Raw genomic sequence first — 23,630 nt, forward strand, 5'->3', positions numbered from 1 at the left:
AGCTTAATTAGTCTAATTCTTTAGTTCGATGACATCGCGACTTTAATTTTTTCCATTGCGTTTTTTTCAAGCTGACGGATGCGCTCTGCAGAAACATTATATTCAGCCGCTAATTCATGTAAAGTTGACTTTTCATCGTCCAGCCAGCGGCGCTGCAAAATATTGCGGGAACGGTCATCTAGCTGCTCCATTGCGTCATGCAATGCTGACGTGCTCTGTTCTTCATAGTCTTCATTTTCGACCAGACGCGCTGGATCATAACGATTATCTTCTAAATACAGAGCAGGCGCCACATGGGTTGAGCCTTCATCATCATCATCGCCTTGCGCTTCAAATGCGGCATCATAAGCCGTTAAACGGCCTTCCATTTCCAGCACTTGTTCAGCAGTTACATTTAAGTCTTTTGCAATAGACTGCGCTTCTGCCAATGTTAATTTTTTAGATGACTTTTTTAGGCTGCGCAAGTTGAAAAATAATTTACGCTGCGCTTTCGTTGTCGCAATTTTGACAATACGCCAGTTGCGGATCACGTACTCATGAATTTCAGCTTTAATCCAATGCACCGCAAAAGACACTAAACGTACACCCATATTCGGGTCAAAACGCTTTACAGCTTTCATTAAGCCTAAATTGCCTTCTTGGATTAAATCGCCTTGCGGCAGGCCATAACCCGCATAACTGCGTGCAATATGAACAACAAAACGCAAATGAGACATGACCAGCATTTTAGCTGCGTCTAAATCTTGATCATAGTAATAGCGTTCTGCCAGCTCTTTTTCTTGTTCAGCTGTAAGAATAGGAATCTGGTTGACAGTACTGATATAAGCACCAAGATTCACCCCAGGTGCTGATAATGACAGGGGCATCAATTGATTGCTGCTGTCACGCATGTGTTCTCCTTAAGAGTCAAATGGGTTCTCGCCCAATAATTAAGTTTTATCTTAATCCAATATTTACCTGAATTATGGGAAATTGGGTAGAGAAATGTAAACTTTAATACGATTGAGGTAGCTTTTAGTCTAAACGAAAATATTTAAGATTCAATTAAGTAGTGATATTCAAAATCAGAAATTTTGTTAGGCTGACACCTTAATGCGTGCAGTTGGCAGTAGCGTGAAACATCTTGCTGGCTATGCGGGTCTGACGACATTAATAAGAAATTTTTCCCAGCATTGCTTTTTAGCGCCTTTTTAAGCATCAGCAGGGGCATCGGGCAAGGTCTGCCCATTGCATCCACAATAATACAGGCAGCTGAATTCTCACTCATTTTAAAATCCGTTCACGATTTTTAAAAAAGAACATGAATATTAGCAAATTGAATGCCAAACCCCAAGAAGGCTGAATTTTTTTATAAATGGCTCATTAGTAAAATAAACTCGAAGCTTATGAAAAAATTATAGGATAAAATTAAGATTGATGAAAAAAATTCTATTATTTGTCAGTAACCCATGTTAAGCTCGATCCGAATTTAGGATTTCAGATAAGCAAAAGTTGTTTGTCGCCCTATTTCAAATGGATGTAACCGGGATTTTGTTAATAGTTTTACAGAATGATTACAAGCTTAGAAATAAAAAGATTTTTAAACTTGTTTGCTCTGCTGTTTGCAACACCGGGTTGTCCTTTTTATGCTATACAATGAGGATTAACTTATGACAGCACGTGAACAAGGCGTTGTTAAATGGTTCAACGACACTAAAGGTTTCGGCTTTATTCAACGTAACGGCGGCGACGATGTATTCGTTCACTTCCGCGCTATCCAAGGTGACGGTCACCGTTCACTTCGTGATGGCCAACGCGTTGAATTCAGCGTAGTAAAAGGTCAAAAAGGCTTCCAGGCTGAAGAAGTTCAGCCTTTAGACTAATCGTCTAAAAGGTCTTAAAAACGCTCCAATGTAAATTGGGGCGTTTTTTGTTTATACTGTTCCAAGTTTTTTGTGATTACTAACGTTCGAGCGCATTTATATGTCATCTGGTTTTGAAACCTTAAATTTACATCCGCAGTTGAAACAGGCAATTGACGCCTTGGGTTTCAAGGAAATGACGCCAATCCAGCAAAAAGTTTTGAAATATACTTTAGCGGGGCATGATGCAATTGGCCGTGCGCAAACGGGAACAGGGAAAACAGCTGCATTTTTGGTCAGTGTAATTAATGATCTGCTGAATAACCCGATTCAGGCGCAGCGTTTCCGCGGAGAACCTCGTGCGCTGATTTTGGCGCCTACGCGTGAGCTGGCTTTGCAAATTGAGAGCGATGCAAAAGAATTAACAAAATTTACAGACCTGCATGTAGTAACTTTACTGGGCGGGGTCGATTTTGATAAGCAAAAAGCCCAGCTGGCTAAAAACTTTGTTGATATTATTGTGGCAACACCTGGCCGCCTGATTGATTTGGTCGAGCAAAAAGAAGTTTGGCTGGATCAAATTGAATTTTTAGTGATTGATGAAGCAGACCGTCTGCTGGATATGGGCTTTATTCCGTCAGTCAAGCGCATCGTGCGCTTTTCGCCGCGCAAAGAGCAGCGCCAGACGCTTATGTTCTCTGCGACTTTCAGCTATGACGTGCTGAACTTGGCGCAGCAGTGGCTGTTTGAGCCAGTCACTGTTGAAATTGAACCTGAAAAGAAAACCAATGCAGATGTGGAACAGCGTGTGTATATGGTTGCAAAATCAGATAAATACAAACTGCTTGAAGAGATTTTGCGTGACGAGCCGATTGAAAAAGTGATGATCTTTGCCAACCGCAGGGATCAAGTGCGCAAACTATACGATCATTTGAAAAAAGATGGCTATAAAGTGGTCATGCTGTCCGGTGAAATTGCACAGGACAAGCGCTTGAAAATGCTGGATCAGTTTAAAAACGGCAAGCACAATATTATGATTGCAACCGATGTTGCAGGCCGCGGTATTCATGTGGATGGTGTTTCACATGTGATTAATTATACGCTGCCGGAACAGTCCGATGATTATGTACACCGTATCGGGCGTACTGGCCGTGCCGGTTCGCGCGGTGTCAGCATCAGCTTCTTGTCAGAAGACGATGCTTTTTACCTGCCGGAAATTGAAAAAGCCATTGGACAGAAATTGCCATTAACCCGCTTGGAAGGTTACTGCTGATTCTGTAATGGTAAAAAAACCGCTCATTGAGCGGTTTTTTTATTTTAAGCGCGAAACATGCTGTATCTGAATTATTTGGCTTTACAGGTAAACGTCAGTACCGTTTGGTAATCATCATCTTTGCTGAGATTGCCGCTGTTGCCGGTAATAGTGCCTAAAACACTGGCTGCAGCTTGCACCATTTGCCCCGTTTTTTCATCCAGCACGCCTTTTAAGGCGCCATTGTATTCGCTTTTTTCATCAGAGATCACGGGTACTGCATTTTTGCCGCAAGTATTGTTGGCTGCGCTGATGGCATTATTTTTAGAAATCAGTGCGGATTTTCCGACACCTGTCACTTCATATTGATTGTTGGCTTTTTGAATAGCGAGAGACTGTGTTGGCGTATTGGATGCGCAGGCGCTGAGTAAAAGCGTTGAAGCGATAGAAGAGCAGATGACGAATTGATTTTTCATTATTTTCCCCGTTGTGATTAAGAATTTATCTATTTGAACATAGCTTTGAAAAATCGATGCATAAAAGCTGTATAAATTGTGCTGCTTTTCATTGATGAACTGTATGGTGTAGATGCTTATCAAATTTGAAACTGACAGATTTATTCCATATGGAGTAAGTGCTTGAGAATATGCTAATCTTGAGTTTAGCCTTATTTAAGTGATATATAAAATCAATGTCAGATATTGCGGTTGAAACAGTTCATCAAAATATTCATCAGCGCCAATCCATTGGGCATCTGGTTGAGCCTGCACCCAATGCTGCGCAACTGGAAATGGCTTTTGCTGCGGCATTGACAGCGCCAGATCATCACCGGTTAAAGCCGACCCGTTTTGTTGTGGTGGCGGAATCAGAGCGTGAGGCATTTGGCGAGCTGCTTTCGCAAGCGCTGGCGGATACAGGACAAACCGAAGAAGCGCAGCTGGAGCGGGTGAAAAATCACCCTTTTCGGGCGCCATTGCTGGTTCTGGCTTTAACAAAATTGCAGGATCATCCCAAGGTGCCGCATTTTGAACAAATTTTAAGTTCTGGCGCAGCAATACAGAATTTTCTGCTGTCACTGCAGGCGCAAGGCTTTTCGACCATGTGGCGCAGCGGCGCAGTGGTTGAGTCTAAACTGTTCAAACAATCTTTGGGCTTGAATGAATCTGATTTAATTGCAGGGATTATTTATATTGGAACGGCATTCAAGGCGATTCCGCCGCGTTCAGCCATTAATGTTTCAGAATTTGTCAGTGATTGGAAATAATAAGCGTTTAAATTGAACGTATTGGGAAATAAAAACAATGTCAGAACTTAAATTTTCAGATTTGGTTGAGCCAGTTGCGCCAGCGGATAAAACAGCGTTGAGAGTGACAGTATTGGGCGGCGGCAGTTTTGGTACGGCAATGGCCAATACCGCAGTGCGCAATGGCTGCAATACCATGATTTGGATTCGTGATGAAGCTGCGGCGGCAGATATCAACACATCACATATCAATAAGCGTTATCTTCCAGATTTCCAGCTTGAAGCAGGACTTCGCGCGACTTCGGATTTAGAAGAAGCTGTGTGCAGCCGCGACATAATTTTTGTGGCAATTCCGAGCCATTCCTTCCGCAGTGTTCTGGAGCAGATTAAGCCTTTTATTACCTCTCAGGCGGTCGTGTCTTTAACCAAGGGTATTGAGGCAAAAACCTTCAGCTTTATGAGTGATATTATCCGTGAAGTATTGCCTGAAGTTCCTTATGGGGTGCTGTCTGGTCCAAATTTGGCAAAAGAAATTGTTGCGGGGCAGCCAGCGGGAACAGTCATCGCCAGCCAGTCAGAAATGGTGCGCTACGCTGTACAGCAAGCTTTGCATAGCGCATTATTCCGTGTATTTGCCAGTGATGATGTGCATGGTGTGGAACTTGGCGGGGCATTGAAAAATATTTATGCTGTGGCAATGGGAATGGCGGCTGCTTACGGTGTCGGTGAAAATACCAAAAGTATGATTTTAACCCGCGCCTTGGCTGAAATGAGCCGTTTTGCAGTCGAGCTTGGCGCAAATCCATTAACCTTCTTAGGCTTGTCTGGTGTGGGTGATCTGTTTGCGACCTGCAGCAGTCCGCTGAGCCGCAATTACCAAGTGGGTTATGCATTGGGTTCGGGCAAAAGCCTGGAGCAGGCAACGCAGGAATTGGGCCAAACGGCGGAAGGGATCAATACTATTGTTCAAGTGAAAGCGCGTTCAGAAGAATTGAATGTATATATGCCAATTACCAGCGCGTTGTATAATGTGATTTTTGAAGGCGCACCGCCGCTGAGTATTGCGCTGTCATTAATGAAAAATGGCCACCGCAGTGATGTGGAATTTGTCTTGCCGCATCAGCAGGTTTAATTTGAAGGTGATATTCCTTTTGTTGAGAATGACAGCATGAATTGTCATGTATAGAAGATATAATGCAGCATAGAAAAAAGGAAATTTTATGCAACTGACTTTAGTTCGTCATGGGGAAGCAGCGCCGCCGGTTATGGGGGATGATGCCAAGCGTCCGTTAACGCCGAGAGGGCATCTGCAAGCTGAACAAACAGCAGCTTTTTTGAAAGGCGTGATTCAGCCTGAAGTATTTGTGGTGAGTCCTTTGCTTCGCGCTCAGGAAACACTTGCGCATTTGAGCCAGCATTTTCCAGAAGTGCCTGTGGTGATTTGCAATACAATTAAACCCGATGATGATGGGCGCACGGCTGTGGAGTGGCTTTCGCATCTGCCTTATGAATCTGTTGCTGTGGTATGCCACATGAACATAGTCGCACATATTGCATCTATATTGCGGTCAGAGCCGTTTCAGCCTTTTGCGCTGGCAGAGGCCCGAATTTATGAGCAGGCGGTGATTGCGCCAGGACTATCGACACAAATTAAAAGCTTTATACCAACGGCATAATAAATTAATTATAACGGCAGAACAGAACCGATGTTGTATTTATGGACACCTGAAGCCAATGGGGTTTGGCAGTGGTCGGATGGAGAATGCTGGAAACAGTCCTCTAATCTTGAGCAGTTAATTCAAGATCTGAAAGAGCATCATGGTAAAGAAGCAACCGTTTTTTTTCCAAGCAGGGATGCACAGATTATTCAGCAGAGTTTTTCTAAGGCGCAGTATAAAAAACTCGGCGCAGATGGCGTGAAATACTTGCTGGAAGAGTACGTTATTTTGCCTTTGGACTTGATGAAAGTGCTGCACCATTTTCAAAATCCGGAGCAGTTAACGGTTTTTGGCATCGCGAATGCTAAGGTGGAAACCCTGCAGCATGCTTTGACCTTAATTCCTGTGAATGTGACATCATTGTTGCCAGATTTTTTGCTGCTGCCTGAGCCGAAAGCGGGGCAAACTGTTTTAGCGAATATTAATGGTCATTTGCTGGTTCGTGAAAATGAGTTTTTGGGGAAAACGGTCGATGATTTATCCCTATTTTTAGATTATCAGCAAACCCAGCCTTTATATCAGATTACAAATTTAACAGCAGAGCAGATGAATAGCCTGCAGGCAGTTGTGACGGCAGAGCAGATAGAAAGTTTCCACTATGAAGTCCCTGTTATTAAAAAGCCTAAGCAGCATCCATTTAATGTGCTGCCGAAAGAAAAAAATCAGCAGGGTGTATCGGGTTATTGGAAAGCTTGCGCTGCTGTGCTGATTGGGCTGCTTGTGGTGCAGTTTAGTTATGATGCTGTGCGCTGGCATCAAAACAAAAAAGTGGCGAATGCGATGGCAGTGCAGGCGGTTGATCAGTTTAAATATTGGTTTGGTCAAAGCTATCCGGTAACAGAGCAAACCTTGAAAAGCCAGTTTGAGGCGCAATTGCGTCAAAGCCAAACAGGCAGTACGCAGGCTTTATCTTTGCTTAGCCGTGTTGGACCTTTGCTGATGCAGCAGCAAATTACGGCAAACCGTGTATCTTACGACGCATCGGCCTTAAATATGGAACTGAAAGCAGGCTCAGCTGAGCTGCTGCAAACTTTAATCCAGCAGCTGAATCAGCAGGGCTTTAAAGCTGAATTGGGGAATATTCAGCCCAGCGCTTCCGGTGTGGTGGGATTGGTGAAAATACAATAATGAAAGCATTAGAAAATTTACAGCATCGTATTGATCAGCGTGTTGAACAGATTACTGATTATCTGGATGGCCTCTCTGTGCGCGAGCGGGTGATGGTGGTGTTTACAGCGGCTTTTGTCATTGTTGCGGCGGCGGGTTCTGCGCTTTTTTATATGCATAAAGCGGCGGAATATCAGCAAAAGCGCCTCAATGATTTGAAAGATACGATGGTCTGGATGCAAAGTAATGCTGTGACGATGAAACCCGCAGGTGATACTGTTTTATCCGTTGCAGATAAGGTGCAGCGGGCCGCGCAGCAGCAGGGGCTGTCGGTTGCATCACAGCAGTCTGACGATCAAATTCAAATTGCAGTCATGCATGAAAATTATGCTGTGCTGGCTAACTTTTTAACCCAAATGGCGCAGATGGGCCTGAGTATTGAAAAAATGGAGTTAAACTCTGAAGCGGGTCAGATTAAATTAACTGCGGTTGTGCATTAATGCGTGTCGATGCCTGATCAGAAGCTGCGGGGGGAGTGCGGATGCACTGGCTGCATCACAAAAGTACATTGATAGCAGGGCGGGTCTGGAAAGCTGTTTATTCAGTGTTAATAAGTCAGCAAATGCGGGGGTGCAAGTGCCTTAGCAATAGGAACTTACGTAGCCAGTTGCTTGCCGGTAAGAGCTCTCTCCATCGGCACATCTATCTATAATGGCGAACAGGTCATCGCGATGGGTGTGTCCGCTGTAACTATTGATCATAATATGTATTTAAAGGCGGTTTTTTCAGCAAATGCCGGCCATGGTATGAGTTCCTTTGTTCGGCTGGGATTCAATGATTAATTGGATGGATATTCTTTCCGGCATTATGCCGCGAAGAATATCGAATGAAGTTGTATATTATTGAAACAATAAAATCAGAACTTTATAAAATAAGCTTTTATCAAGCATGGTGTTTTAGTGCGGCTATGCCTATAATATGGCGACTTAAAAAGCAGTAGACTTTTGCCGATATGTTGTATTCTCTTGCCCGCCCTTTGTTGTTTTCTTTAGCACCGGAGCGTGCACATGAGCTGACATTATCTCTTTTGAAATCATCCTATAAAATGGGCTTGATGCGTCAGGCCGTTGCTGAAAAACCGGTGACCTGCATGGGTATTGAGTTTCCAAATCCGGTTGGTTTAGCGGCAGGTCTTGATAAAAACGGCGCTTATATTGACGCCTTGGCAGCTCAGGGGTTTGGTTTTATCGAAATTGGCACCATTACGCCAAAGCCTCAGCCAGGCAATCCTGAACCCCGCCTTTTCCGTTTGCCGGAAGCAAAAGCCATCATTAACCGCATGGGCTTTAATAATGATGGTGTAGATCAGCTGATTGAAAATGTCAAAGCCGCTAAATTTAAAGGTGTGCTGGGCATTAATATCGGAAAAAATGCAGCGACACCGGTTGAAAATGCGGTCGATGATTATTTGATTTGCCTCGAAAAAGTTTATAATTACGCATCATATATTACTGTCAATATTTCATCCCCCAATACTAAAAATCTGCGCAGCCTGCAAAGCGGCGATGCTTTAACAGAGTTGCTGGAAACTCTGAAAAAGCGCCAGCTTGAATTGGCTGAAGAATATCAGCATTATGTTCCTTTAGTGCTTAAAGTCGCGCCTGATTTAGAACAGGAAGATATTCAGTTCATCAGTAATCAATTGCTGCAATTTAAAATAGACGGTTTGATTGTGACGAATACGACTTTGTCGCGTGAAGGCGTTGAAAACCTGAAGCATGGCGATGAAGCAGGCGGTTTATCTGGCGCTCCTGTATTTGCAAAAAGCACAGCATGTTTGGCAGCTTTTGCGAAAGCGCTGAAAGGTCAAATTCCATTAATTGGGGTAGGTGGTATTTTGTCAGGCGAAGATGCTGTGGCGAAAAAGAATGCCGGCGCCACCCTTGTACAAGTTTACAGCGGTCTCATATATACTGGGCCTAGGCTTGTTAAAGACTGCGTCGACGCGCTATAAAGATTATGAATGCCATTGATATCTTTATACTGATTATATTGCTCATTGGAGGGCTTAACGGTTTGCGTCAAGGATTTATTAAAGCCTTTGCGAACTTGGCAGGATGGATTCTGGCATTAATTGTTGCGGCAAAATATGCATCCATTTTGGCGCCTTCGATGCTTGCGCTCAGTTCGGATCCAGTGGTTCAAAAGATTGCGGCCTTTGCATTTATTGTACTGGTGATTGTTGTCCTTACATGGATAGCCACATCCTTGCTTAACGGTATTTTAAAAAGCCTGAAATTAGGTCCATTAAACCGCTTGGCAGGCGGTGTATTTGGAGGCCTAAAGGGCTTGCTGGTGGTGCTGATTACCATTCAAGGCGTTGGGCCTTGGGTGGAAAGTTCACCGCACTGGAAGCAATCAAAATTTATTCAAGCATTATTGCCATATGCACCTTGGGCTGCGCAAATGTCCAAAGATGCTGCCAATGAAGCCATGCATCATATTCATTCTGAAGACCAGCCAAAGTCTTCGGAGCTTTCATCTGAAGCGGCTGCTAAAAAACCGCCGTCTGAAGGTAAGTCAACAAATAATCCTTTTTATTAATCCTAGCTTGTCTGCGAGGTTGCTATGTGTGGAGTAGTTGGTATAGCTGGTAAATCACCCGTTAACCAAATGTTGTTTGATGCATTAACGATGTTACAGCATCGTGGACAAGATGCCGCTGGGATCGTAACTTGCCATGAAGGTCGCCTATTCCTTCGCAAGGACACCGGCATGGTGCGTGATGTGTTTCATACACGTCATATGCGCGCTTTGCAGGGGAACTACGGTATTGGCCATGTGCGTTATCCAACTGCGGGTTCTTCAAGCAGTGCTGAGGCCCAGCCATTTTATGTAAACTCGCCTTACGGCATTACATTGGCGCATAACGGCAACTTAACCAATGCGGCAGAAATTCATGAGGACCTGTTTAAAACAGATTTGCGCCACATGAATACGGATTCAGATTCAGAAGTACTGCTCAATGTTTTTGCGCATGAGCTGCAAAAACGCAGCAAATTGACTGCGTCAGCGGAAGACATTTTTGATGTGGTTTCCCGTGTGCATGAGCGCTGCAAAGGCGGCTATGCTGTGGTTACGATGATTACTGGGCAAGGCTTGGTGGGCTTCCGCGATCCAAATGGTATTCGTCCGCTGATCTATGGCTCTCGTGAAACAGAGCAGGGCAAAGAGTATATTATTGCTTCTGAATCGGTTGCTATTACTGCCCTTGGCTTTAAAGTTGAGCGTGATATTGCGCCCGGCGAAGCGATCTTCATTACGGCACAAGGTGAGATGTTCACTAAACAGTGCGCATCAGAACCTGAATATCGCCCATGCATTTTTGAATACGTTTATTTTGCGCGTCCAGATGCAACCATTGACGGCATTTCAGTATATAAAGCCCGTTTAAAAATGGGTGAGAAACTTGCGCAGAAAATCTTGCGTGAATGGGGTGAAGAGCATGATATTGATGTCGTGATCCCAATTCCGGATACATCACGTACTTCTGCGCTTGAGCTGGCAAATACGTTGGGTGTGAAATTCCGCGAAGGCTTCATGAAGAACCGTTATATCGGCCGTACCTTCATTATGCCGGGTCAGCAGTTGCGTAAAAAATCAGTTCGCCAAAAATTGAACCCTGTTGAATTGGAGTTCCAAGGCAAAAATGTCTTGCTGGTGGATGACTCTATTGTCCGCGGCACAACATGTAACGAAATTATCCAGATGGCGCGCGACGCGGGTGCGAAAAAAGTATTCTTTGCCTCTGCTGCGCCTATGGTGAAATATCCAAATGTATACGGCATTGATATGCCTGCTAAATCTGAGCTGATTGCATCAAACCGCAGTGTTGAAGAAATCCGTGAAATTATTGGTGCGGACCGGTTGGTTTTTCAGGATCTGGAAGACTTAAAAGCGGCTGTGCGCACGACGAAAGTTCCTGAACTTCAAGAGTTTGACTGTTCTGTGTTCAATGGCGTGTATGTTGCGGGCGGCATTGATGAAGCTTATTTGGATGCATTGGAGAAGCAGCGCAGCGATTCGGCGAAGCTGGAAAACAATGACAAATATATTGATGTCAATATTGATGCGGCATCGGTTGACTTAACAGGGGTTCGCGAAGAGTAATCGCTTCAAAATCTCTATGAAAAGCGGGAATTTCCCGCTTTTTTCATTTATGATGGTTAAACAAAAGACAATGTTGTTTTAAGGGATTGCATTGAGAAAAGTCGGCTATGCTTTTATAAAAAACAAAAATATGTTTTGGTCCGCTTCGATTTGTGCGGTTGCCGTGCTTTTAACGATTGTGCTGATTAACACAATTGTGGGCTTATTGGTTTTTTATGTAGATTCAACCCAATCAATTTATTGGCATATGCTCAGCCCATATTTAATTGCGCTGCTGATCTTGATCATGTCGGTTTCTGTCATTTATGAATTTTATGTTTTTAGAATGGGCGGACACTCGTTGGCAAAGCAGCTGGGTGCGCGCCGATTAAGCCTGATTGAAAGCATTCCTGAAGAAAGCGCGGCGCTTAAAATTACAGAACAGCTGGCGGATACATTTTTAATTGATATGCCTGCTTTATATGTGCTGCCGTATGAAGTTGGAGTGAATGCCTTAACTGCGGGCTTTTACCCGCGAGATACCGTTATCATTTTAACATGGGGGGCAATGCAGAATTTAGATGAAATGGAATTGTATGGTTTGCTCAGCCATGAGTTTAATAAAATTTTGTCGGGTGAGGCTGCTGAAAATACCCGCCTTAAAATTTTATACAGCGGTTTGACGACATTCAGCCAGTGGGGCAGTAAAATTGCCAAACGCGGTTTTTACCATAACGGCTATGTGCGTGAAAATAAATTTGAAACCGTATTTGTAGCCATTGGCGCGCTGATTTGGCTTACAGGGAGTTTAGGAATACTGATTACCCGCTTTATTAAGTTTATTACCTTGGGCGGGCGCACTTACCGAAATGACCAAAAGACCAAGCGTCTAATTCAAAATGATGCCAATATTCAAACGCTGCTGCGGATATATGTTCATCACTCAGGTTCTCAAATTCACAGTGAATATGCTGAATCCATCTCTCATATGTGTTTTGCCAACGCATTAAGCCCGCAAAACTGGATGAATATTCATCCCAGTATTGCGCAGCGCATTTTTGAGTTGAATCCGGGTGTCATTCAGGATTTACAGCTGGAAAATCTAAAAAAATTAAAAAATCAGCTGCTGTTTAGCTTATTCCGTTCGCTGGAAGAAGTCAGTCCGGATGTTACGATTCCTTGGAGTTCGCCTCAGCCTTTGCCTTTGCTGCGGCTGTCGCCAATCAGTTTTGCCATTAAAGATGCGATTAAACCTTTAAAGCCTGAAATCCGCACCAATTGGCAGCGTCCTGAGCTGATTGTCCGGGCGATGCAGACGGCTACAGGGTCGCGTGAAGTAATGGTAGCGATTTTAATGATCCGTCAGTATCGGGAATTTATTCCGACGGAAGCGGAAGTCAGCCGCGCTATTGTCGATTCATTGTTGAATTTGGATGGCCGGGTGCATATTGCTATTTTTAAAGAAGCCTGTAAAAACATTGGCGGTATGCCGGCAACAATTGCAAGACAGTTCCTTATGAAGCTAGCGCTCATAATTCAGGAAGATGGTGAAATTGGGTTGCTGGATGCTTTGCTGCTCGAGCGGGTAAAGTTTGAGCTGAACCTGATGCCTATTCATACGGCGACCGCTTTAGAGGATGTAAAGCCCAGTATTGTGCGTTTGATTGATGCTTTGCTGCATGTGCAGCAAATTAACAGTGATAGTCAGCTGGAAGTGCGTGAAAAAATTCTTAAGCGTATTCTAAGTTCAAAAGAGCTGGAGCGTTACAGCGAAATTTCAGATGAACCCATTGATTTGGCGGAAATTCTAAATGATATTGCAGGGCTTTTACTCCGCGACCGATTCAGTATTTTGGCTGTTGCGGAAATTTGCTTATGGAATGACCGGATTATCACGCAGGATGAGCTGGATGTGCTGGAGCTGCTGTATTGGCGCTTAGGTTTTGAAACTGATGAAATGATTGATTTAATGCAAAAGAAAAACAGCTTGATGATTATCTGAATTATGGTTTTAAGCTATGGTGTTGGTATCTGTCAAATGGGTTTTGGTCGCGGCGATCCGGTTTAATAATTGACGATGTGCACCATTTAAGCTGAATTAAAATAAAAGTACAGCAAAGTGCGCCTAATCTCGATAGAATATTGGCTAGAATTTTGGTGATGATGAAAGCATGATGGGGCATCAGCGTGACATAATGGCAGCGTTGGGAATTGATATTTGGATTCCTAAGGATGCTCTGTGTCAGCAGCATCAGCCTGCTATATGGCGTGATCAGGCGCCTGAAGAAGCTATTTCGGAAATCATTCTGCCGCACATGCCTGCTGTGGTTGAACAGCCGGAACGGCCGCCTGTCCATCAAGAGCCTGTGCTTTCAGCTCCTGAGGCGGAAAAACAGCGAACAGCACCCGCTGCAGTGCAAGAAAACTTAGTTTCGGCAATGTACGTGCCTGCTTTTTCAATTGAGGCAATGGTGTTGCCGCAATGCGTGCTGCTGGTTGATGCAACTGCGATTACAGCTGATCAGCAACAATTATGGCGCAATATTCAGCGTGCCGTTTCTGCAGAATTTCATCATCTGCAATGGCCATTTGCCTGGCAGAACATGCAGGATGGCCGCGGCGCATCATCTTATATACAAGGCTTTTTAGATGTGTTCAGCACAGAAAAAAATGTGCTGTGCTTAGGGGAAATTCCGCACCTGCAGGCATCCTATTCTATTCAGCTGGCTTCACTGCAGGAGATGCTGACTCAGCCTTTGTTGAAAAAACGCCTTTGGCAATTTATGCAAAATAAAATGAAGGAATCATGAATACATGAAAAAGAAAGTTGTTGTTTTTAGCCAAATCGATAATGAAATTTTGATGAGACTGGAACAGCAATATCATGTTGTTCAAATTAATCCGAAAAAAGGCGATATCAATCAGCAAATTTTAGAAGAAAGCCGTGATGCGGATGGGATGATCGGCGCTGGCCGGCGGCTGAATGAAAGCAATTTAAAACATGCAGAAAAACTCAAGGTTATTTCCAGTGTGAGTGTGGGGTACGACAATTATGATGTGTCATATCTAAATCAAAAGCATATTTGGCTGACGCATACGCCGTATGTTTTGACTGAAACTACAGCAGACTTGGCGTTTACGCTTTTAATGAGCGCAGCAAGAAAAGTTCCATCACTGGATGCCTGGATGAAGCAGGGGCAATGGTCCAGAACAGCAGGCCCAGAGCAATTTGGTGTTGATATTTATGGGAAAACATTAGGCATTATAGGTTTAGGCTCTATCGGCGCTGCGATTGCAAGACGCGGTTTTTACGGATTCAATATGAATGTGCTGTACCATAACCGCCATGAAAAAATTGAGATAGCCGAACAGTTCAAAGCTGAGTTCTGCAGTCTGGATAATTTATTAAGCCGTTCCGATTTTGTTGTAATTGCAGTTGATTTAAATGCGGCATCCAAATCATTAATGGGTGCGCGCGAATTGCAGCTTATGCAGCAGCACGCTGTGTTGGTCAACATTTCTCGCGGTTCTGTGGTTGATGAAAAGGCGCTTATTGATGCTTTAAAGTCGCGCAGTATTTTCGCAGCTGGATTGGATGTGTATGAAAAGGAGCCGCTGCAGGCTTCAGAATTATTTGAGCTGGATAATGCAGTAACCTTGCCGCATGTCGGGTCTGCGACTGCGCAAACCCGCAAGCGGATGGCTGAACTGGCATATGAGAATTTGGTCGATGCTTTGGAGGGCAGGCAGCCTCGCTACGCTGTTAAGAAAGCGGTGTAATTAAAAAATTAATAACACTTTCTTTCATAATGGCTCATTTTTCAATGCTATATTTCTGAATAGATAAGCAAATAGATTTGATTGGGACGCGGCATTGAAAAAAACTTTACTGGCTTGCAGTCTGGGACTGTGTTCGATGCTCGCGCAGAGTCAAACGGTAGAATTTAATTCGGCAGCTCAATTTGCTGTGCCGGATATTGGCGGCGGCATTGGTTTGCTGGATCAGCAAAAAGAAAAGGCCATTGGCGAAAAAGTATTCCGTGAAGTCAATAAGCAGATGCCGGTTCTGCAAAATCCTTGGCTTGAAGACCGTTTGTATGCAGTATTTTCCCATATTTTAAGCCAGACACAGCTCAGTCAGCCGGTCGGCCTTTTAATTATTAATGATCCGCAAATTAATGCTTTTGCTGTGCCTGGCGGATTATTTGCCCTGAATGCGGGTTTGATTAACTCTGCGCGCAATATGGATGAGATGGCCGGTGTAATGGCGCATGAAATTGCGCATGTCACACAGCGCCATTATAGCCGCTCTCAAGAAGCCTTTAAGGGGCAAGGCTTGCTTTCATTGGCAGGCATTCTGGTAGGAGCATTGGTTGCTTCCAAGGCGGATGGTGATGCGGGCGCTGCCGTGATGCTGGGTTCGCAGGCAGCTCTGCTGGATAAGCAGCTGACTTATAGCCGAAACCAAGAACGTGAAGCTGACCGCATAGGGATGCAGTATATGTATGCTGCAGGCTATAACCCGCAAAGCATGGCGGATTTTTTTGAAGTCATGAACCGAGCTACAAGTCAGGTCAGTTTTTTGCCGGACTTTTGGCTGACGCATCCACTCACAACACAGCGTATGAGTGAGGCGCGCCTGAGGGCAAATCAGCTGCCGAAAGTAAAGCCAAATTTAGACAATGAAGATTTTGAAATAATTAAGCAATATAGCCGAGTTCTGTCTGGCCAGAGCAGCGAACAGCAGCTGCAGGCGTTGGCGAATCAAAATAATTTTGCGGGTTTAATGGGCTTGGCTGCTTTTTATATACAGCATGGTGACTTTTTGGCTGCACAAACCGCACTCGATAAAGCTAAAAATGTTAAATCCAGCCATGTGCTGATGACGCTGCTGCAGGCAGATGTTTATTTAGGCCAGAATAAAATTGAAAATGCATTCAGTTTGATGAGCAGCGCTGCGGCGGTTATGCCAGAAAACCGCGCGTTAAATTATAAATATGCAGAAGTGCTTATCCTTAATAAGCAGCCAGCTCAAGCGGAGTTGACGGTGCGTCAATTTTTACGCAATAACCCGCGTGATGTATCCGGTTGGCGTCTAATGCAGCAGTCTGCAAACGCTGATAATTCTTCTGCGCTGCGGTCTGTGAATGTATTGCGCTACCGTGCTGAGGTGGAGTTTTGGACCGGCAATGAAGAAAATGCCATAAAGTCATTATTGCATGCAAAGCGTTTAGCCAAAGAGCGCAAGTCACTCGAAGCTGTAATAGACCAGCGCTTAAGCGAAATGCAGAAAGACCGGCAATTGACTGTCTAGGCGAAAGCGCTGGAGTTTTCCATGAGGCGTCTTCACTGCATTGATCAGCAGGTGATCTGGTGAGGATAGTGAAGATTAAGCAAACGCAATTTAAAGCATAATAATTCAAAATAATGGAGTGCTGTAATGATTCAGGGACAATGTTTGTGTGGTGCGGTAAAATACCGGTATGCAGCAGAGTTGGAACAGAGCATTTTGTGTTTTTGTCAGCATTGCAGGCTGGCGCAAGGTGCATTGTTTGGCTGGAACTCTCCAATTGGTAAATCTAAGTTTCAGCTGCTGCAAGGTGAAACTGATCTTCAGGAATATTTTCATACGGAAAATAAGGCACGGGTATTTTGCAGAAAATGTGGCAGCCCAATTTATTCCTATCGAAAAGATCTGCCAAATGTACTGCGTTTACGTTTAGGGACTGTGACGCAAGGTGTCATTCCTGCGCCAAAAGAGCAAGCTTATCAAGAATATAAGCCGGAATTTATTTGTATAGATTCATCGTCATAACTGTTTTAAATTAGATTAGGCATGTGGCAGATGCTACAATTGTAATTGCACTTTTGGATAAATGATAAAGATTAACTTGATGAAAAAATTCATATTTACCCTGTTAAGTTTAGGTGTGGCAGTGCAGGTGGTACACGCAGCAAGTGCGGAACAATATGTATTGGCTGTCGAAAAAATTAATGAAACTTACAAACAGGATGTTCGGAAATTTTATACAACCTTAGATCCGATGCAGCGTAGTTTTAATGCGCAGCAGCAGGAAAAATTTTGCTCAATATTGAGTAAGTATGCGGATGACTTATATCAGGCAGCAGATACGAATAGAGCATACTTAGATAAGCAATATGCCAATATTTCGAAAAAGGAAGTTATTGATCAGGTGTCTACATCTAAAGAAATGCAGATGTTAAAACCTTATGGTGTGCAGTGTAATTTAAAGTAGAAAGATGGCGTAAATACGTTGAATAATGATTATAGAGAGTGTGTTTGAATAATATTACGGAAGAACTGGCTTAAAGAATAAATGAGTTTTAAGGCAGTTCAACGCAAAAGAGGGAAGTATTTGGGTATTAAGCAAGTTTTGCTTTAATTTTTGCAGAAACTTGAGAAGGATCGGCGCGCCCGGCTATGAGCGGACGCAGAGAGTTCATCACCTTACCCATATCTTTCATGCTAGTAGCTTCTTGCGCAGCAATAGTCTGTGCAATGATGGAATCAAGTTCTTCCTCAGTCATAGCTTCTGGTAGAAATTGAGATAAAACCTCAAGTTCGGCTTGTTCCTTACTAGCTAAATCTTCTCGACCAGCGCCTTCAAAGGCTTTGATCGATTCTTTACGTTGTTTGATTTGCTTTTCAATGACCGCAAGAACCTGAGTATCGTCAAGCTCAATGCGTTCATCGACTTCAATTTGCTTGATTGCTGCCTGTAGACTACGAATTACCGTTAACTTGCCCATTTCTTTAGCACGCATAGTTGCTTTCAAAACATCAGTTATTTGGTTTTTTAAAGTAGTCATTTATTTTTCCAGGTTAGTCAATCAATCACAAATTAATCTTAGTAAAGGCGAGTCGTACGTACTGATTCGCGCGCCAATTTCTTTTGGTAGCGTTTAACAGCAGCAGCTTTTTTGCGCTTACGTTCTTGAGTAGGTTTTTCGTAGAATTCACGTTTACGAACATCAGCAAGAACACCTGCTTTTTCGCATGAACGTTTGAAACGACGGATAGCTACGTCTACTGGTTCGCCTTCTTTCAATTTAACTTGTGGCATGAAGAATCCTCATTAAGTTATGGATAAGATCTAGGGCGAAATTGCCTTCGATCACAAGTGAAGGTCAGTATTTTACTCATTTACATCTCATACCACAAGTCTATAATAGGCTTCGCAATAGATTTGATACAGGTTATAGGCAGTTTAATGATCGTTTTAGGCTTAGAAACATCTTGTGATGAAACAGGGCTCGCATTGTATGACAGCGAGTTGGGTTTGCGCGGGCAAGTGCTGTATAGCCAAATTAAACTGCATGCAGAATATGGCGGCGTCGTGCCGGAGCTGGCTTCGCGTGACCATGTGCGCAAATTAATTCCTTTAATTACCCAATTGCTGGCAGACAGCGGCATTAAAAAATCTGAAATTGATGCTATTGCTTATACCCGCGGGCCAGGTCTGATGGGCGCGCTCATGACAGGCGCGCTGTTTGGCCGAACTTTAGCCTTTGCGCTGAATAAGCCGGCGATTGGCGTGCATCATATGGAAGGCCATATGCTGGCGCCATTACTGTCCAAAGCTCCGCCAGAATTTCCATTCGTCGCTTTGCTGGTGTCGGGCGGCCATACACAGCTCATGGCTGCGTATGGCATTGGCCAATATGAACTGTTGGGCGAATCTATTGATGATGCAGCAGGCGAAGCCTTTGATAAAGTCGCGAAAATGATGGGTCTGCCTTATCCGGGCGGGCCGAATATCTCTAAACTGGCTGCAGCTGGCGATATGAATGCGTTTGCATTTCCGCGGCCAATGCTGCATCAGGGTTTAGATTTTTCGTTTAGCGGTTTGAAAACAGCAGTATCTGTACAATTGAAAAAAGTGGAAGGCGAAGGCCGTGAAGCGGATATCGCCGCTTCATTCCAAGAAGCTTTGGTGGATACACTGGTGAAAAAGTCAGTGAAAGCATTAAAGCAAACGGGCTTGCGGCGTTTGGTGATTGCTGGCGGTGTAAGTGCCAACAGCCGTCTGAGAGAACGCTTAGAAGCCGACTTGGCTAAAATTCGTGCCCATGTGTTTTATGCTGAACCTGCATTGTGTACCGATAATGGCGCCATGATTGCTTTTGCCGGCTATCAGCGCCTAAAAGCGGGACAGCATGATGGTTTGGCTGTAACGACAACACCGCGCTGGCCAATGACGGAATTAAGCAACCCTGAAGAAGTTTAAGCGCTGAATCACACAAACCGATATAAAAAAGCCCAGACATGAGATCTGGGCTTTTTTATATCGGTTATAAGACTATTTTTAGGAAATTGATTTCTTGACGCGAAAGGCAGTTGAAGTAAGTGCAAGCTCGCTGAGGAATGGAATCGGTTTAGATGCGAATAACGGATAAAAATTTTAAAAATATTTGAATTGGCTGAAATTATTATTAAGACTGTGAAAATTGAAGTTTGGCTTTATAAACTCTGCCTTAATAACAATTAATGAGGGATTCTTTTCAAAAAAAATTAACAGCGGTTCTGTAATCCACATCCGCTGTGTGTGGTGTGGAAAGGGGGATAAAATAATTTGCTGATTAATAATAAAAGTATTTAAACCAATATCTTAAGTATGCTTTTTTTTGCGGATAAGACTTGTAATATCAACATATTTTCGTGAAAAAAGCCCCATTCGAAATAAACAGGGCCTTAATTTTATTGCCGTATGAAGGAAATTAAAACTTAAAAATAGCGTTATAGATTCAATAACTGCTGTGAACCAATCCAGTGTTTAGAAAATTGATACGCTGCGCGCCCCGAACGCTGTCCGCGCCCTTGAGACCATCTTAAAGCCTCTGTCCGAGCTTCCTCGGTCCATGGCATATTGGCTTTCGCTAAATAATGCTCAGCAATTTCCAGATACAGTTTTTGATCCATGGGGTAGAATGACAGCCACATGCCAAAACGGTCAGACAGTGAGATTTTTTCTTCGATGGCTTCCTGTGGATGCAGTTCTGTATATTGAGGGACATCGACCTTTGTTACAGGTGTGTTTTCATGCATAAATTCAGGCAGCAAATGGCGGCGGTTGCTGGTGGCGTAAATAATAAAATTGCTTGAACCTGACTGCAGTGAGCCATCTAAAACACTTTTTAAGCTGCGGTAATTTTCATCTTCTGCGTTAAAGGCTAAATCATCACAATAGACAATAAATTTTTCCGGCCGGCCGGCAATGAGTTTTTGAATTTCAGGAAGATCAGACAAATCATCACGTTCAATTTCAATTAAGCGCAGGCCTTGAGGCTCGTATTCAGTCAGTAGCGCGCGTACGATAGATGATTTACCCGTGCCGCGTGAGCCTGTAAGTAAAACGTCATTGGCAGGGAAGCCTTTTAAAAACTGTAAAGTATTTTGGATGACTTTTTCTTTTTGGCGCTCAATGCCTTTTAAATCTTCCAGATACATTTTTTTTGATTGCTGAATTGCTTTCAGCTGTTTATCCTGCCATGTATAGGCAGCAGCGGTAAAGTCTGGCGCTTTTCTTAGTTCAGGAAGCGTTTGCTGCAATTGCAAAAGAACGCTGGAAAGGGACTCTAATATATTATCTGGTAAATCTAAGGTTGGCATGGGTATTCAGCTTGTGGTTAATCGATGAATAGATGTAATTTTACAACAACAATGTATAGTATTTCGGCATGATATGCCAACGGAAGCAAATTTTGCCTATTGAATTAATGATCAAATTTTGCAAAAGTTTAAGCTGCATAAGAATGTCATGCTTATGCAGCAGATAAAAGCCAGCGCTGAGGGATGGATATGCTATTTAAAGACTTTGCAAGGGATGTAAATCCTCACCAAGCGTACAGAATAAAAAAACTAAGCCGTCAACTGGAAACTGCAGAAAGCTATGCCGAGTGGAAAAGCACTGCGCTGAAAATTGATGAGGAATCTGGCGCTCAAGAGTGGAAGCTGGATAATTGCTCTCCCTACTTTGATGCAGAAATTATTGTGCACCGTTTGGCTTTGCTGAGGCGTTACCGCCAGCAAAAGCGCACTCGTGATCTGATGTATATTTTGAGTGAAGGCTTAACCTACGATATTGCGAATATTGGCCATCCATTGCTGTTTTCTGTAACGCATGTCGGGACAAAAAAAATTATTGAAGATTATGTTTCGGAAGTCAGTGAAGGATTGGCTTTTATCGCTTCCGAAGATTGTGAATGTTTAACATCAGAAGAAAAAATTGGTTTCTTTGAACAGTGCCAAAAAGCTTTTGGACAGCCTGCAATGATGTTCTCTGGCGGTTCAACCCTCGGCCTGTTTCATACAGGCGTCTGCAAGGCGCTGATGGAACAGGACTTAATGCCTAAAGTGCTGTCTGGTTCGAGTGCAGGCGCTATCATGACAGGCATGCTGGGCGTGTCAAAGCCATCTGAGTTTATGGAAATTTTAAAAGGCCATAATTTTTACAGTGAAGCCTTTCACTTTAGAAAGCTCAGCGATTTGCTGCGCGGCAATGGCGGATTGGCGGATGTGAAATATTTAAAGAATTTTCTCAAGGAAAATTTAGGGGATATGACCTTTGCAGAGGCGAGAAAAACCTCGGGTCTGAACATCAATATTGCAGTTGCGCCCTATGATGCTTCGCAGGATGCGCGCATTATGAATGCATATACTGCGCCGGATTTGCTGGTGTGGAGTGCTGTTCTGGCTTCTTGCGCAGTGCCAATTCTATTTCCGCCAGTTAAGCTGACCAGCAAGCGTTATGATGGTCAATTCACGCCTTATATGGCATCTACCCGTTGGGTGGATGGCAGTGTACGCAGTGATTTTCCGCAAGAGAAAATGGCGCGCTTATACAATATCAATTATACGATTGCCAGTCAGGTGAATCCGCATATTGTGCCCTTTATGCAAAATGACATTTCCCGCTTCCGCAAAGACATGCTGAGTTGGCCTGAGCGGATTATCCGCCGGCAGGGCAAGGTGATTACCAAAGGGGTGATGGATTTTGCCCGTGAACGTGTAGGCAGTGTGCCGCCGATACGCCGTTTGTTGGATCATGGCTATGGCGTGGTAGATCAGCGTTATTATGGCGATGTGAATATTGTCGGTAAACAGAGCCTGCGCCATTACAGCTATATGCTGCAAAACCCGCGGCCATATTTATTTAAAGTGCTGCAGCGTGAAGGTGAACGGGCGACTTGGCCGAAAATTTCACTGATTGAAACCCATGCGCGGGTTGGAAAAACCATTCAGCATTGTTTAGAGCTGCTGCATTATCAAAAATCACCTGAAAAGCAGCATGCAGAATTTATTGCAGTGTGATCAGGATTTATTGCAGGCAGCTGTATATAGCTTAAAAGCCAAAGCCCAGAGTTTGAGCTTTGGACGGTATTTGTATCAGCTGCAAAAAGCGTCTAACGGTGATCAAGTTAATTCCTCCTGTTTTTGGCTCAAAGGGCAGTCCATGCGGGAAGATGGCTTTCAGCATGCGCAGCAGGGGTTTTTACAGGAACAGATGCTGTATCAGCAGTGGTCTCTGCAGGGTCACAGTTTTTTGTTGCCGCATCGCTTTATCTCAGTCAATCAGCTGGATCATCGGCAGTTAATTCAAGCAGACCATCTGCATCCGCAACTATTGCTATTGCCTCATGCAGAATCAATCTTTAGTCAGGATTCGAACCAATTCACTTCAAGCCAAATTAAAGCGCTGATGATAGAGATTGTTAGCGTCTTAGCGCAGTTAACTGAGTTAGGATGGCTGCATGCAGATCTCAAAGCAGGGCATTTTGTGCGCTATCAAGGGCAGGTGAGGCTGCTTGATTTTGAACAGGCCGTACTGATAGCGTCTGCAAAGCGTCCACCTATGAACGCAACACCGCGCTATATGGCGCCGGAGTTATTCCACGGGCAGCCCAAAAGTGTGCAAAGTGATCTTTACGCCTTAGGCATTGTGCTGCTGGAATGGCTGACTGCTCAGCGTTTGCAGGCCCATACATATAAAGATTGGGCTGTTTTGCACTGTCAGCGGTTAACAATTGATCTTCCACAGCAATTTATATTTTTCGAACCGATATTGCGAGATATGCTTGCGAAGCAAAAAGCGCAAAGAATGCGTGATTTTTCGCAAATAAAAATGCGCTTAATATCTGAAAATGTTTAAGAAATCCTCAAATTATCTTTTTTGTTTTTTATTTAATCAATCAAAATGCTTTTTTCTAAAAAAGGCTTGTCATGTACAGGTGATCTCTATAATATACACAGCCATTGGGGACGTGGCGAAATTGGTAGACGCACTGGATTTAGGTTCCAG

Annotated in this window: 25 protein-coding genes; 19 read left to right on the forward strand and 6 right to left on the reverse strand. The window is 43.7% G+C overall.

Features of this window, described 5'->3' with window-relative positions; all coding sequences use genetic code 11:
• Nucleotides 1-20 precede the first annotated feature (20 nt).
• Both rpoH and OKC24_RS15535 read right to left on the reverse strand, forming a co-directional pair.
• Nucleotides 21-890 carry an RNA polymerase sigma factor RpoH gene (gene rpoH / locus OKC24_RS15530; protein ID WP_131275922.1) on the reverse strand — a complete coding sequence of 290 codons (870 nt, stop codon included), beginning with the start codon at nt 888-890 and terminating at the stop codon, nt 21-23.
• A gap of 143 nt (nt 891-1,033) precedes the next feature.
• Nucleotides 1,034-1,267 carry a sulfurtransferase TusA family protein gene (locus OKC24_RS15535; protein WP_130147412.1) on the reverse strand — a complete coding sequence of 78 codons (234 nt, stop codon included), beginning with the start codon at nt 1,265-1,267 and terminating at the stop codon, nt 1,034-1,036.
• 382 nt (nt 1,268-1,649) lie between these two features.
• Here OKC24_RS15535 and OKC24_RS15540 point away from each other — a divergent pair, with 382 nt between their 5' ends.
• Both OKC24_RS15540 and rhlB read left to right on the forward strand, forming a co-directional pair.
• Complete coding sequence (locus OKC24_RS15540; RefSeq protein ID WP_004648643.1) at nt 1,650-1,862, forward strand: cold-shock protein; 213 nt, start codon at nt 1,650-1,652, stop codon at nt 1,860-1,862.
• 100 nt (nt 1,863-1,962) lie between these two features.
• On the forward strand, nt 1,963-3,114 hold the full coding sequence (gene rhlB, locus OKC24_RS15545; protein ID WP_130147410.1) for an ATP-dependent RNA helicase RhlB: 1,152 nt from the start codon (nt 1,963-1,965) through the stop codon (nt 3,112-3,114).
• A 71-nt stretch (nt 3,115-3,185) separates the two neighbouring features.
• Here the strand turns inward: rhlB and OKC24_RS15550 are convergent, their stop codons facing one another.
• Nucleotides 3,186-3,569 carry a hypothetical protein gene (locus tag OKC24_RS15550; RefSeq protein ID WP_130147408.1) on the reverse strand — a complete coding sequence of 128 codons (384 nt, stop codon included), beginning with the start codon at nt 3,567-3,569 and terminating at the stop codon, nt 3,186-3,188.
• A 215-nt stretch (nt 3,570-3,784) separates the two neighbouring features.
• Here OKC24_RS15550 and OKC24_RS15555 point away from each other — a divergent pair, with 215 nt between their 5' ends.
• From OKC24_RS15555 to OKC24_RS15620, 14 genes are all read left to right on the forward strand, one after another.
• On the forward strand, nt 3,785-4,357 hold the full coding sequence (locus OKC24_RS15555) for a nitroreductase family protein (RefSeq protein ID WP_130147406.1): 573 nt from the start codon (nt 3,785-3,787) through the stop codon (nt 4,355-4,357).
• Nucleotides 4,358-4,394: 37 nt separating this feature from the next.
• Entirely contained in the window at nt 4,395-5,468 is a 1,074-nt protein-coding gene (locus OKC24_RS15560) for an NAD(P)H-dependent glycerol-3-phosphate dehydrogenase (protein ID WP_130147404.1), read from the forward strand.
• A gap of 88 nt (nt 5,469-5,556) precedes the next feature.
• Nucleotides 5,557-6,012, forward strand: a complete 456-nt coding sequence (locus tag OKC24_RS15565; protein ID WP_130147402.1) for a SixA phosphatase family protein — start codon at nt 5,557-5,559, stop codon at nt 6,010-6,012.
• A 30-nt stretch (nt 6,013-6,042) separates the two neighbouring features.
• Nucleotides 6,043-7,182, forward strand: a complete 1,140-nt coding sequence (gene gspL, locus OKC24_RS15570; RefSeq protein WP_130147400.1) for a type II secretion system protein GspL — start codon at nt 6,043-6,045, stop codon at nt 7,180-7,182.
• Complete coding sequence (locus OKC24_RS15575) at nt 7,182-7,661, forward strand: type II secretion system protein M (RefSeq protein WP_130147398.1); 480 nt, start codon at nt 7,182-7,184, stop codon at nt 7,659-7,661. The genes gspL and OKC24_RS15575 overlap by 1 nt, the downstream gene beginning before the upstream one ends.
• Before the next feature lie 512 nt (nt 7,662-8,173).
• Nucleotides 8,174-9,175: a quinone-dependent dihydroorotate dehydrogenase gene (locus OKC24_RS15580; protein ID WP_131275921.1), complete on the forward strand. Its 1,002-nt coding sequence runs from the start codon at nt 8,174-8,176 to the stop codon at nt 9,173-9,175.
• A gap of 5 nt (nt 9,176-9,180) precedes the next feature.
• Entirely contained in the window at nt 9,181-9,765 is a 585-nt protein-coding gene (locus tag OKC24_RS15585) for a CvpA family protein (RefSeq protein ID WP_130147394.1), read from the forward strand.
• A gap of 24 nt (nt 9,766-9,789) precedes the next feature.
• The gene (gene purF, locus OKC24_RS15590; protein ID WP_005010598.1) at nt 9,790-11,331 is read left to right on the forward strand and encodes an amidophosphoribosyltransferase; all 1,542 of its coding nucleotides are present in this window, start codon (nt 9,790-9,792) and stop codon (nt 11,329-11,331) included.
• 91 nt (nt 11,332-11,422) lie between these two features.
• Nucleotides 11,423-13,312 (forward strand): M48 family metalloprotease, encoded by a 1,890-nt coding sequence (locus OKC24_RS15595; protein WP_130147392.1) that lies wholly within the window; start codon nt 11,423-11,425, stop codon nt 13,310-13,312.
• 169 nt (nt 13,313-13,481) lie between these two features.
• Nucleotides 13,482-14,120: a hypothetical protein gene (locus tag OKC24_RS15600; RefSeq protein WP_131275920.1), complete on the forward strand. Its 639-nt coding sequence runs from the start codon at nt 13,482-13,484 to the stop codon at nt 14,118-14,120.
• A gap of 4 nt (nt 14,121-14,124) precedes the next feature.
• On the forward strand, nt 14,125-15,090 hold the full coding sequence (locus OKC24_RS15605; protein ID WP_131275919.1) for a 2-hydroxyacid dehydrogenase: 966 nt from the start codon (nt 14,125-14,127) through the stop codon (nt 15,088-15,090).
• Nucleotides 15,091-15,184: 94 nt separating this feature from the next.
• A complete protein-coding gene (locus OKC24_RS15610) occupies nt 15,185-16,624 on the forward strand; it encodes a M48 family metalloprotease (RefSeq protein ID WP_213073339.1) in 1,440 nt (479 codons plus the stop codon).
• A 126-nt stretch (nt 16,625-16,750) separates the two neighbouring features.
• Nucleotides 16,751-17,125, forward strand: a complete 375-nt coding sequence (locus OKC24_RS15615; RefSeq protein WP_131275918.1) for a GFA family protein — start codon at nt 16,751-16,753, stop codon at nt 17,123-17,125.
• A 79-nt stretch (nt 17,126-17,204) separates the two neighbouring features.
• Nucleotides 17,205-17,567 (forward strand): hypothetical protein, encoded by a 363-nt coding sequence (locus tag OKC24_RS15620; protein WP_130147384.1) that lies wholly within the window; start codon nt 17,205-17,207, stop codon nt 17,565-17,567.
• A 127-nt stretch (nt 17,568-17,694) separates the two neighbouring features.
• Here OKC24_RS15620 and OKC24_RS15625 read toward each other — a convergent pair whose 3' ends face one another.
• Together OKC24_RS15625 and rpsU are read right to left on the reverse strand one after the other, a co-directional pair.
• On the reverse strand, nt 17,695-18,141 hold the full coding sequence (locus OKC24_RS15625) for a GatB/YqeY domain-containing protein (RefSeq protein WP_131275917.1): 447 nt from the start codon (nt 18,139-18,141) through the stop codon (nt 17,695-17,697).
• A 38-nt stretch (nt 18,142-18,179) separates the two neighbouring features.
• Nucleotides 18,180-18,395 carry a 30S ribosomal protein S21 gene (gene rpsU, locus OKC24_RS15630; protein WP_001136722.1) on the reverse strand — a complete coding sequence of 72 codons (216 nt, stop codon included), beginning with the start codon at nt 18,393-18,395 and terminating at the stop codon, nt 18,180-18,182.
• A gap of 147 nt (nt 18,396-18,542) precedes the next feature.
• Here rpsU and tsaD point away from each other — a divergent pair, with 147 nt between their 5' ends.
• Nucleotides 18,543-19,559, forward strand: a complete 1,017-nt coding sequence (gene tsaD, locus OKC24_RS15635) for a tRNA (adenosine(37)-N6)-threonylcarbamoyltransferase complex transferase subunit TsaD (protein ID WP_131275916.1) — start codon at nt 18,543-18,545, stop codon at nt 19,557-19,559.
• 509 nt (nt 19,560-20,068) lie between these two features.
• Here tsaD and OKC24_RS15640 read toward each other — a convergent pair.
• On the reverse strand, nt 20,069-20,941 hold the full coding sequence (locus tag OKC24_RS15640; protein WP_131275915.1) for an ATP-binding protein: 873 nt from the start codon (nt 20,939-20,941) through the stop codon (nt 20,069-20,071).
• A gap of 189 nt (nt 20,942-21,130) precedes the next feature.
• On the opposite strand from OKC24_RS15640, the gene OKC24_RS15645 reads away from it, so the two are divergent.
• Together OKC24_RS15645 and OKC24_RS15650 are read left to right on the forward strand one after the other, a co-directional pair.
• Nucleotides 21,131-22,642 (forward strand): DUF3336 domain-containing protein, encoded by a 1,512-nt coding sequence (locus OKC24_RS15645; RefSeq protein ID WP_130147374.1) that lies wholly within the window; start codon nt 21,131-21,133, stop codon nt 22,640-22,642.
• Nucleotides 22,620-23,480 (forward strand): protein kinase domain-containing protein, encoded by an 861-nt coding sequence (locus OKC24_RS15650; protein ID WP_131275914.1) that lies wholly within the window; start codon nt 22,620-22,622, stop codon nt 23,478-23,480. The genes OKC24_RS15645 and OKC24_RS15650 overlap by 23 nt, the downstream gene beginning before the upstream one ends.
• Nucleotides 23,481-23,630 lie beyond the last annotated feature (150 nt).

The sequence above is a fragment of the Acinetobacter entericus genome (genome assembly GCF_026168575.1).
In the GTDB taxonomy this organism is placed as follows: domain Bacteria; phylum Pseudomonadota; class Gammaproteobacteria; order Pseudomonadales; family Moraxellaceae; genus Acinetobacter; species Acinetobacter bouvetii.

What these genes read in the sequence shown, in the direction of transcription:
- OKC24_RS15600 (WP_131275920.1), top strand. Translation starts at nt 13,482, where the DNA reads ATGATGGGGCATCAGCGTGACATAATGGCAGCGTTGGGAATTGATATT.
- purF (WP_005010598.1), top strand. Translation starts at nt 9,790, where the DNA reads ATGTGTGGAGTAGTTGGTATAGCTGGTAAATCACCCGTTAACCAAATG.
- rpoH (WP_131275922.1), bottom strand. Translation starts at nt 890, where the DNA reads ATGCGTGACAGCAGCAATCAATTGATGCCCCTGTCATTATCAGCACCT.
- OKC24_RS15565 (WP_130147402.1), top strand. Translation starts at nt 5,557, where the DNA reads ATGCAACTGACTTTAGTTCGTCATGGGGAAGCAGCGCCGCCGGTTATG.
- OKC24_RS15615 (WP_131275918.1), top strand. Translation starts at nt 16,751, where the DNA reads ATGATTCAGGGACAATGTTTGTGTGGTGCGGTAAAATACCGGTATGCA.
- OKC24_RS15585 (WP_130147394.1), top strand. Translation starts at nt 9,181, where the DNA reads ATGAATGCCATTGATATCTTTATACTGATTATATTGCTCATTGGAGGG.
- tsaD (WP_131275916.1), top strand. Translation starts at nt 18,543, where the DNA reads ATGATCGTTTTAGGCTTAGAAACATCTTGTGATGAAACAGGGCTCGCA.
- OKC24_RS15625 (WP_131275917.1), bottom strand. Translation starts at nt 18,141, where the DNA reads ATGACTACTTTAAAAAACCAAATAACTGATGTTTTGAAAGCAACTATG.
- OKC24_RS15535 (WP_130147412.1), bottom strand. Translation starts at nt 1,267, where the DNA reads ATGAGTGAGAATTCAGCTGCCTGTATTATTGTGGATGCAATGGGCAGA.
- OKC24_RS15580 (WP_131275921.1), top strand. Translation starts at nt 8,174, where the DNA reads ATGTTGTATTCTCTTGCCCGCCCTTTGTTGTTTTCTTTAGCACCGGAG.
- OKC24_RS15640 (WP_131275915.1), bottom strand. Translation starts at nt 20,941, where the DNA reads ATGCCAACCTTAGATTTACCAGATAATATATTAGAGTCCCTTTCCAGC.
- OKC24_RS15650 (WP_131275914.1), top strand. Translation starts at nt 22,620, where the DNA reads ATGCAGAATTTATTGCAGTGTGATCAGGATTTATTGCAGGCAGCTGTA.
- OKC24_RS15540 (WP_004648643.1), top strand. Translation starts at nt 1,650, where the DNA reads ATGACAGCACGTGAACAAGGCGTTGTTAAATGGTTCAACGACACTAAA.
- OKC24_RS15555 (WP_130147406.1), top strand. Translation starts at nt 3,785, where the DNA reads ATGTCAGATATTGCGGTTGAAACAGTTCATCAAAATATTCATCAGCGC.
- OKC24_RS15575 (WP_130147398.1), top strand. Translation starts at nt 7,182, where the DNA reads ATGAAAGCATTAGAAAATTTACAGCATCGTATTGATCAGCGTGTTGAA.
- rhlB (WP_130147410.1), top strand. Translation starts at nt 1,963, where the DNA reads ATGTCATCTGGTTTTGAAACCTTAAATTTACATCCGCAGTTGAAACAG.
- OKC24_RS15550 (WP_130147408.1), bottom strand. Translation starts at nt 3,569, where the DNA reads ATGAAAAATCAATTCGTCATCTGCTCTTCTATCGCTTCAACGCTTTTA.
- OKC24_RS15560 (WP_130147404.1), top strand. Translation starts at nt 4,395, where the DNA reads ATGTCAGAACTTAAATTTTCAGATTTGGTTGAGCCAGTTGCGCCAGCG.
- OKC24_RS15620 (WP_130147384.1), top strand. Translation starts at nt 17,205, where the DNA reads ATGAAAAAATTCATATTTACCCTGTTAAGTTTAGGTGTGGCAGTGCAG.
- OKC24_RS15605 (WP_131275919.1), top strand. Translation starts at nt 14,125, where the DNA reads ATGAAAAAGAAAGTTGTTGTTTTTAGCCAAATCGATAATGAAATTTTG.
- rpsU (WP_001136722.1), bottom strand. Translation starts at nt 18,395, where the DNA reads ATGCCACAAGTTAAATTGAAAGAAGGCGAACCAGTAGACGTAGCTATC.
- gspL (WP_130147400.1), top strand. Translation starts at nt 6,043, where the DNA reads ATGTTGTATTTATGGACACCTGAAGCCAATGGGGTTTGGCAGTGGTCG.
- OKC24_RS15645 (WP_130147374.1), top strand. Translation starts at nt 21,131, where the DNA reads ATGCTATTTAAAGACTTTGCAAGGGATGTAAATCCTCACCAAGCGTAC.